6 protein-coding genes are annotated in these 6,330 nt (G+C 64.0%); 4 read left to right on the plus strand and 2 right to left on the minus strand.

Translation table 11 applies throughout. From position 1 onward, the window contains the following. Nucleotides 1–91 precede the first annotated feature (91 nt). Complete coding sequence (locus AC5RWT_RS33185; protein ID WP_494083927.1) at nucleotides 92–919, plus strand: creatininase; 828 nt, start codon at nucleotides 92–94, stop codon at nucleotides 917–919. A 66-nt stretch (nucleotides 920–985) separates the two neighbouring features. Beyond that, a complete protein-coding gene (locus AC5RWT_RS33190) occupies nucleotides 986–1,795 on the plus strand; it encodes an IclR family transcriptional regulator (RefSeq protein WP_494083928.1) in 810 nt (269 codons plus the stop codon). A gap of 21 nt (nucleotides 1,796–1,816) precedes the next feature. Here the strand turns inward: AC5RWT_RS33190 and AC5RWT_RS33195 are convergent, their stop codons facing one another. Next, complete coding sequence (locus AC5RWT_RS33195; RefSeq protein WP_494083929.1) at nucleotides 1,817–2,956, minus strand: aromatic ring-hydroxylating oxygenase subunit alpha; 1,140 nt, start codon at nucleotides 2,954–2,956, stop codon at nucleotides 1,817–1,819. A 48-nt stretch (nucleotides 2,957–3,004) separates the two neighbouring features. Then, complete coding sequence (locus AC5RWT_RS33200; protein ID WP_494083930.1) at nucleotides 3,005–4,210, minus strand: NAD(P)/FAD-dependent oxidoreductase; 1,206 nt, start codon at nucleotides 4,208–4,210, stop codon at nucleotides 3,005–3,007. A gap of 251 nt (nucleotides 4,211–4,461) precedes the next feature. Between AC5RWT_RS33200 and AC5RWT_RS33205 the strand changes: the two genes are divergently transcribed. Both AC5RWT_RS33205 and AC5RWT_RS33210 read left to right on the plus strand, forming a co-directional pair. Then, complete coding sequence (locus AC5RWT_RS33205; RefSeq protein WP_494083931.1) at nucleotides 4,462–4,812, plus strand: bifunctional 3-phenylpropionate/cinnamic acid dioxygenase ferredoxin subunit; 351 nt, start codon at nucleotides 4,462–4,464, stop codon at nucleotides 4,810–4,812. Between the two features lie 31 nt (nucleotides 4,813–4,843). Beyond that, the coding region (locus tag AC5RWT_RS33210; protein ID WP_494083932.1) for a BCCT family transporter at nucleotides 4,844–6,330 on the plus strand (1,487 nt) is incomplete at its 3' end.

Below are 6,330 nucleotides of genomic sequence, written 5' to 3' on the forward strand. Positions count from 1 at the left end.
GCGGGCCTTCCGGTCCCGCCACAGCAGCACCCACCGCCATCCATCATTCAGCCGTCGCGGATGAGCCGCACAACGACCGTTTGGAGCTAGCATGCCCGCCAGCGTGTACATGGAAGAACTCGACGCCTTTACCTATCGGGAACGCATCGCCGAAGACAACGCCGTCGTGCTGATCCCGGTCGGCTCCATTGAGCAGCACGGACCGCACATGCCGCTCAATGTCGATGTGCTCTTGTCGAGGGCCTTGGCCGGAGCCACTGCTGCTGCCATCGGCGCACTTGTCGCCGCGCCCGTCGTCTACGGATACAAGTCCCAGCAGCGCTCCGGCGGCGGCAACCACCTGCCCGGCACCACCAGCCTGGACGCGGCAACCGTGATCTCGATCGCCAAGACGCTCACCCTTGAATTCGCCCGGCACGGCGCCCGGAACATTGCCTTCATTAACGGCCATTTCGAGAATTACCAGTTCCTGTATGAAGGAGTGGATCTGGCGCTCCGCGAACTGCACCAAAGCGGCACCAAGGACGTCAAGGTCGTGCTGCTCTCCTACTGGGATTTCGTGGACGACGCGACCATTGCCGAACTGTATCCGACCGGCTTCACCGGCTGGGATTTGGAACACGGCGGCGTGCTGGAAACCTCGCTCATGCTTCAGCTCTACCCGGAACGGGTGCAGCTGGAAAAAGTCATCGACGCGCCGCCGGCCGTGCTGCCCAATTACGACGTCCTGCCCGTCAATCCCGACCTCACCCCGGCATCCGGTTGTCTTTCCTCCGCGGCCGAGGCGACCGCAGCCAAAGGCCAAATCCTCCTTGACCGGGCCGCTGCCGGAATGGCTGCCGCCCTGTCCCACGAGTTCCCCGGCACCGTCGCACAGCCAGCCCGCGCTGCCCATCCCGAAACCGTCGCCGCGCACTGACAGCACTCCCCGTGCGGCCTGGAGGCCGCGAAGCTCCATCCCTGCCAGCAATGAGATTATGGTCCTATGGCCGATCCTGAAGAGCTCGACGACGAGGCGTCGCCGGAGCACCTTACCCGCGGCGTGCAGTCTGTGGACCGCGCGATCACCGTGCTCGAAATCCTGGCCCGCCGTGGCGCTGCCGGTGTCAGCGACATCGCCGAGGAAATGGGCGTGCACAAGTCCACCGCCTCGCGATTGCTGGCATCGCTGGACCAGCGCGGCATGGTGCACCAGAACAGCGAGCGCGGCAAATACCAGCTGGGCTTCGGGATCCTGCGGCTCGCGAACTCGATCCCCGGGAACCTGAGCCTGGTCCGCGAGGCCCGCCCCGTGCTGGAGCAACTGGCAGAACAGTACAAAGAGACCGTGAACCTGGCAGTCCTGCGTTCCAACTATGCCGTCAACGTGGACCAGGCCAGGGGTCCGTCCACGTTGGCGACGTACGACTGGATCGGCAGCCTGACGCCCCTGCACGCCACATCCAGCGGGAAAGTCCTGCTGGCGGGTCTCACCTCGGAAGACCGGATGAAGATCGTCAAGCAAACCCGGTTGCCGGCGCAGACCGCGAAGACCATCACCTCCCGGCAGAAACTGGAAAAGGAACTGCTCCAGGTCTCCGCCAACGGCTACGCGGTGGTCGAGGAAGAGTTCGAGATCGGCCTGAATTCCGTTGCCGTCCCGGTATGGGACCACCTGGGAACCGTGATCGGGTCCGTCAGCATTTCCGGCCCGGCCTTCCGGTTTAAGCCGGAGCACATTGACGGTCTGGTCGAGGACCTCAAGCAGGCCGGGCAGGATATCAGCGCCCGGATGGGCCATTCGCGGGAAGATTGACCGCCGCGGTCGCCGCCGCGGTTAGCTGGCAGCGGCGGGATGCACCGCCAAGCGGTCCGTGACCCATGCGTGGAACGCGCTGATGTGATGCTCGCTGGGCACCAGCACGCCGCCGTTTGCGTAGATCTTTGATCCCATCGCCGGCTGGCAGCGTTCGCAGGCATCGAAGTCCTGCTGGTTCACCCTGTGAAAGAGCTCCACGGAGGCCGTAAGGTCCTTCCCCGATTCCACCACGCTGGGCATATAGAGCCAGTCGCACTCCACCACGGTCCGGTCTGCGGCCAGCGGGAACATCCGGTGGATGATCACATGGTCCGGGACCAGGTTCAGGAAGACCGTGGGTTTAATCGTGACGGCGTAATACCGCCGGTCCTGGTCCTCGGCGATGCCTGGAATCCGTTCCAGGCCTTCGGAACCGTCCACCGTGAAGCCCTTGACGTCCTCGCCGAATTCGGCGCCGTGGCCCACGAAGTACTGTGCGGCCAGTCCGTCGGCGAACTCCGGCAGCACCTCCGTCAACTCCGGATGGATGGTTGCGCAGTGATAGCACTCCATGAAGTTCTCAATGATGAGCTTCCAGTTGGCTTTCACGTCGTACGTGATCCTCCGACCCAGGCTGAGGTTGGCGATGTCGTACCCGTCGATCGCGCCGGCGTCGCCCAGTCGCTCTTCGATTGCTCCGACCACATCCTCGTCGAACGACGGCGGTTCGTCCGCGAGGCACAACCACACGTAGCCCAGGTATTCGCGTACCGGAACGTCCACCAGCCCGTACTTCTGCCGGTCTATGTCCGGCATCTTGGTCAAGTTCGGCGCAGCGACGAGCTTGCCGTCGAAATCGTAGGTCCAGGCATGGTACGGACATTGGAAAGAACGTCCCGCCTCTCCTTTTTCCTCCAGGCAGAGTTTGACGCCGCGGTGCCGGCAGATGTTGTAATACGCCCGAACCGCACCCTTGCGGTTGCGGGTGACGATCACCGATTCCCGTCCGATCTGCACGGTTCGATAGGCGCCGGGCTTGTCCAGATCCGCCGACCTGACCGCGCAGAACCACATCTGCTCGAAAATGTGTTCCTGCTCAGCACGGAAGACGTCGTCGTCGACGTAAGTCCGGCCAGGCAAGGTGGCGATCAAGCTTTCCGAAACCATCTCGGCGGTCATGCGAACTCCTTTGAACAGAACTGGCAGGGAGAGAGTGTGTGGTGCGGATCAGGAAGCGGTGGCGAACTCGCCCGAAGGTACCTCCACGTAGCGCTCGGCTTCCCGGTTGAGGAATTTGCGCCATCTGGTGAACTGGCGGATCTGGTTGACGCCCAGCACGGCAACAGGGTCGGCTCCGGCGTAGTAGACGGCCAGGAAACTGTTGTCTTCGAGGCAGCCGTGCTCAATCTCAACCCGATCGTGTCCGTGCACATGGCCGGCAAACTGAATGCGCGAACCGTATTGGTCGGACCAGAAATACGGCGGATTAACCGGCGCGGCGGCCGCTGCGTCGTTCAACAGCGCTGCCACGGCCACGGCGGGTTGTTCAAGAGCTCCGGTCCAGTGCTCAACACGTTCGTGCGCCCCTGTGCGCGGGTTCCACCAAGCGGCGCAGTCGCCGACGGCCACCACCGAGGGGAGATTGGTGCGGCCCATCGAGTCGCAGAGCACGCCGTCGCCCAACTGGATTCCGGAGCCGAGCAGCCAATCGGTGTTCGGCTGCCCACCAACGCCCACCAACACTATGTCCGCGGGAAGCTCCCGTCCGTCGTCGAGCACCACGTGGCTAACGTTTCCGCCGCCGGTCCGGAAGGACTGGATGGATCTGCCGCAGAGCATCTCCACCCCACCGGCCGAGTGCAGCCCGGCGACGGCCGCACCCATTTCGGCGCCCAGAGCCCTGGACAAAGGAGCAGCGGACCGCTCAACGACAGTGACGTCGAGGCCCGCGGCACGGGCCGTCGAAGCGGTTTCGGCGCCAATGAAGCCTGCCCCGATCACCACCATTTTCCGACCCGGCCGCAGGTGCCCGCGCAGCGCCCGGGCGTCGTCCAGCGTGCGGAGGGTGAAGACATTCTTGCAGCCGTCGACTTCGGGCAGCACCCGGGCGGACGAGCCGGTAGCCACAACCAACCCATCGGTGGGGAGTTCCCGGCCGTCACTGAGGACCACCGTCATCGACTCCGGATCGAAACGCACCGCCTTCACACCCAGAATCCATTCGGCGGCCAGCTCATCGTTGCTGTGGACCAGCGCCAAGTCCGCCTCCGAGATTCGGCCGGCCAGGAAGTCCTTGGACAGCGGCGGGCGGTCGTAGGGCGGATGGATTTCCTCTCCCACGACGATCAAGCGGCCGGCAAAACCTTGGGCACGGGCTGCCCGGGCGGCAGAGAGCCCGGACAGGGAAGCCCCGACGATGACGAGGGTCTGCATGGGTGAGGCCTTTCACGGCAGGAGGATCGAGGACGTTTCCAACAAGCAGCGCGTTGCGCAACTCGATGCGCTATGTGAAACAGCGTGAAGAAAGATCCCACTCGTGTCAAGGGTTGGAGGCGTCAAGCTGGTAAAGAATTTTCCAAGGGCCTTGACAACAGAATGTGACCGGGCACACTGTTGCCTATCGTGAACGATGTTGTTCATGACGGAACTTTGCCTCGCTATGCCGTTGCGAAAGAAGGCGCTCCATGCATCAAGCCTGCCCGTTGAGCCAGTTGGCCCCCGGCGATGCCATCCGGCTGGATACCTCGCCTCCCATCGCCGTCTTCCACACAGAAGAGGGCGAACTCTTTGCCATCGACGACACCTGCACGCACCAGGACGCCTCACTGGCCGACGGATGGGTGGAGGGCTGCGAAGTCGAGTGCCCGCTGCACGCGTCAAAGTTCGATCTGCGCACCGGCGTCGTGGACGCGCCGCCGGCCAAACTCCCGGTCCGCGTCCACCGCGTCTCCGTGGTGGACGGCATCATCATGGTCCAGGAATCAGAAGAGGTCCCGAATCTCCCGCCCGGCCTGCAGGTCGACGGGTACGCGTAGCCGGGCCTTCGTCATCCAACAAAGGAACTAGATGTCAGTGAACAAAGATCTTGCAGTTGATGATGGTCCGCCCGACAACGAGGTTCGGCAGGTGCTGGCACAGGAGCCTTCCGGCAGACCGCTGAACGCACCGCCGGGGCGGGAGGACACCGAGGAGGACGCCCGGATCCTGGCCGAGCTTCGTGAGAGCGAGAACGAGCAGGCCGTCGCAGGCCGCCAACAGACGGGCGGAGGCCTGGACAGGACCGTCTTCGCTGTGGCCGGCGTCCTCGCTGTCGCTTTCGTCGCGTGGGGCTTCCTGGCCACCGAACATCTCGGCACCACCTCGGTCACCGTACTGAACTGGGTAATGGAGAATACCGGTTGGCTGTTCATTCTGCTCGCCTCGCTCTTCGTGGTTTTTGTGCTGTGGCTGGCAATCGGCCGGTTCGGCAACATCCCGCTGTCCAAGGACGGCGAAAAGCCTGAGTTTCGCACCATCTCCTGGATTTCGATGATGTTCGCCGCCGGCATGGGCATCGGCCTGATGTTCTACGGCGTGGCAGAGCCGATGTACCACTACATCGCCCCGCCGCCCGGAACCGTTGACGGGCAAACCCCCGAGGCCATCCAGACGGCCATGGCCACCTCGCTGTTCCACTGGACGCTGCATCCGTGGGCCATGTACGCCGTCGTTGGTATCGCCATGGCGTACGGCACCTACAGGCTGGGCCGCAAGCAGCTGATCTCTGCCATCTTCACCTCCTTGTTCGGCAGCAAGACGGTGGAGGGACCGGCCGGAAAGTTCATCAACATCCTGGCCATCTTCGCCACCCTCTTCGGCACCGCAGCCTCGCTCGGCCTCGGTGCCCTGCAAATCGGCAGCGGCCTGGCCTTCAACGGCTGGGTTGGCGACTTGGCAACCGGCGTGCTCGTGGTCATCATCGCCGTCCTCACGGCATGCTTTATCGCCTCGGCCGTCTCCGGAATCCGCCGCGGCATCCAGTGGCTGGCCAACATCAACATGGTGCTGGCCGTGGTTCTGGCGCTGATTGTGTTCCTGGCAGGGCCCACGCTGTTCATCCTGAACCTGGTCCCGGCCGCCGTCGGCGATTATGCCCGAGACCTGGCCGAGATGGCCTCCCGCACCGAAGCCGTGGGGGACGAGGCGCTGCGCAGCTGGATGTCCGGCTGGACGGTGTTCTACTGGGCCTGGTGGGTGTCCTGGACGCCGTTCGTGGGCATGTTCATTGCCCGCATCAGCCGCGGCCGCACCATCCGCCAGTTCGTCACCGGCGTGCTGCTGGTGCCGAGCGTAGTGAGCGTCGCCTGGTTCGCGATCTTCGGCGGGGCCAGCTTTGGCGTGCAGGCCGCAGCAGATGCCACACCGGATACCGGCGACGGGCTGGTGGACATAGTCGACGGCGAACCGACCATCTCCTTCGACGGCGCCCTCTTCGATCTGCTGCAGAACCTGCCGCTGCCGAACATTCTGGCCGGCGCGGTGGCGATCCTGGCCATGGTGCTGGTGGGGATTTT

The organism is Arthrobacter sp. Dra40, assembly GCF_059091905.1.

Excerpts from the sequence above, each read along its gene's own strand:
- AC5RWT_RS33205 (WP_494083931.1), top strand. The coding sequence starts at position 4,462 with ATGCATCAAGCCTGCCCGTTGAGCCAGTTGGCCCCCGGCGATGCCATC.
- AC5RWT_RS33185 (WP_494083927.1), top strand. The coding sequence starts at position 92 with ATGCCCGCCAGCGTGTACATGGAAGAACTCGACGCCTTTACCTATCGG.
- AC5RWT_RS33190 (WP_494083928.1), top strand. The coding sequence starts at position 986 with ATGGCCGATCCTGAAGAGCTCGACGACGAGGCGTCGCCGGAGCACCTT.
- AC5RWT_RS33195 (WP_494083929.1), bottom strand. The coding sequence starts at position 2,956 with ATGACCGCCGAGATGGTTTCGGAAAGCTTGATCGCCACCTTGCCTGGC.
- AC5RWT_RS33200 (WP_494083930.1), bottom strand. The coding sequence starts at position 4,210 with ATGCAGACCCTCGTCATCGTCGGGGCTTCCCTGTCCGGGCTCTCTGCC.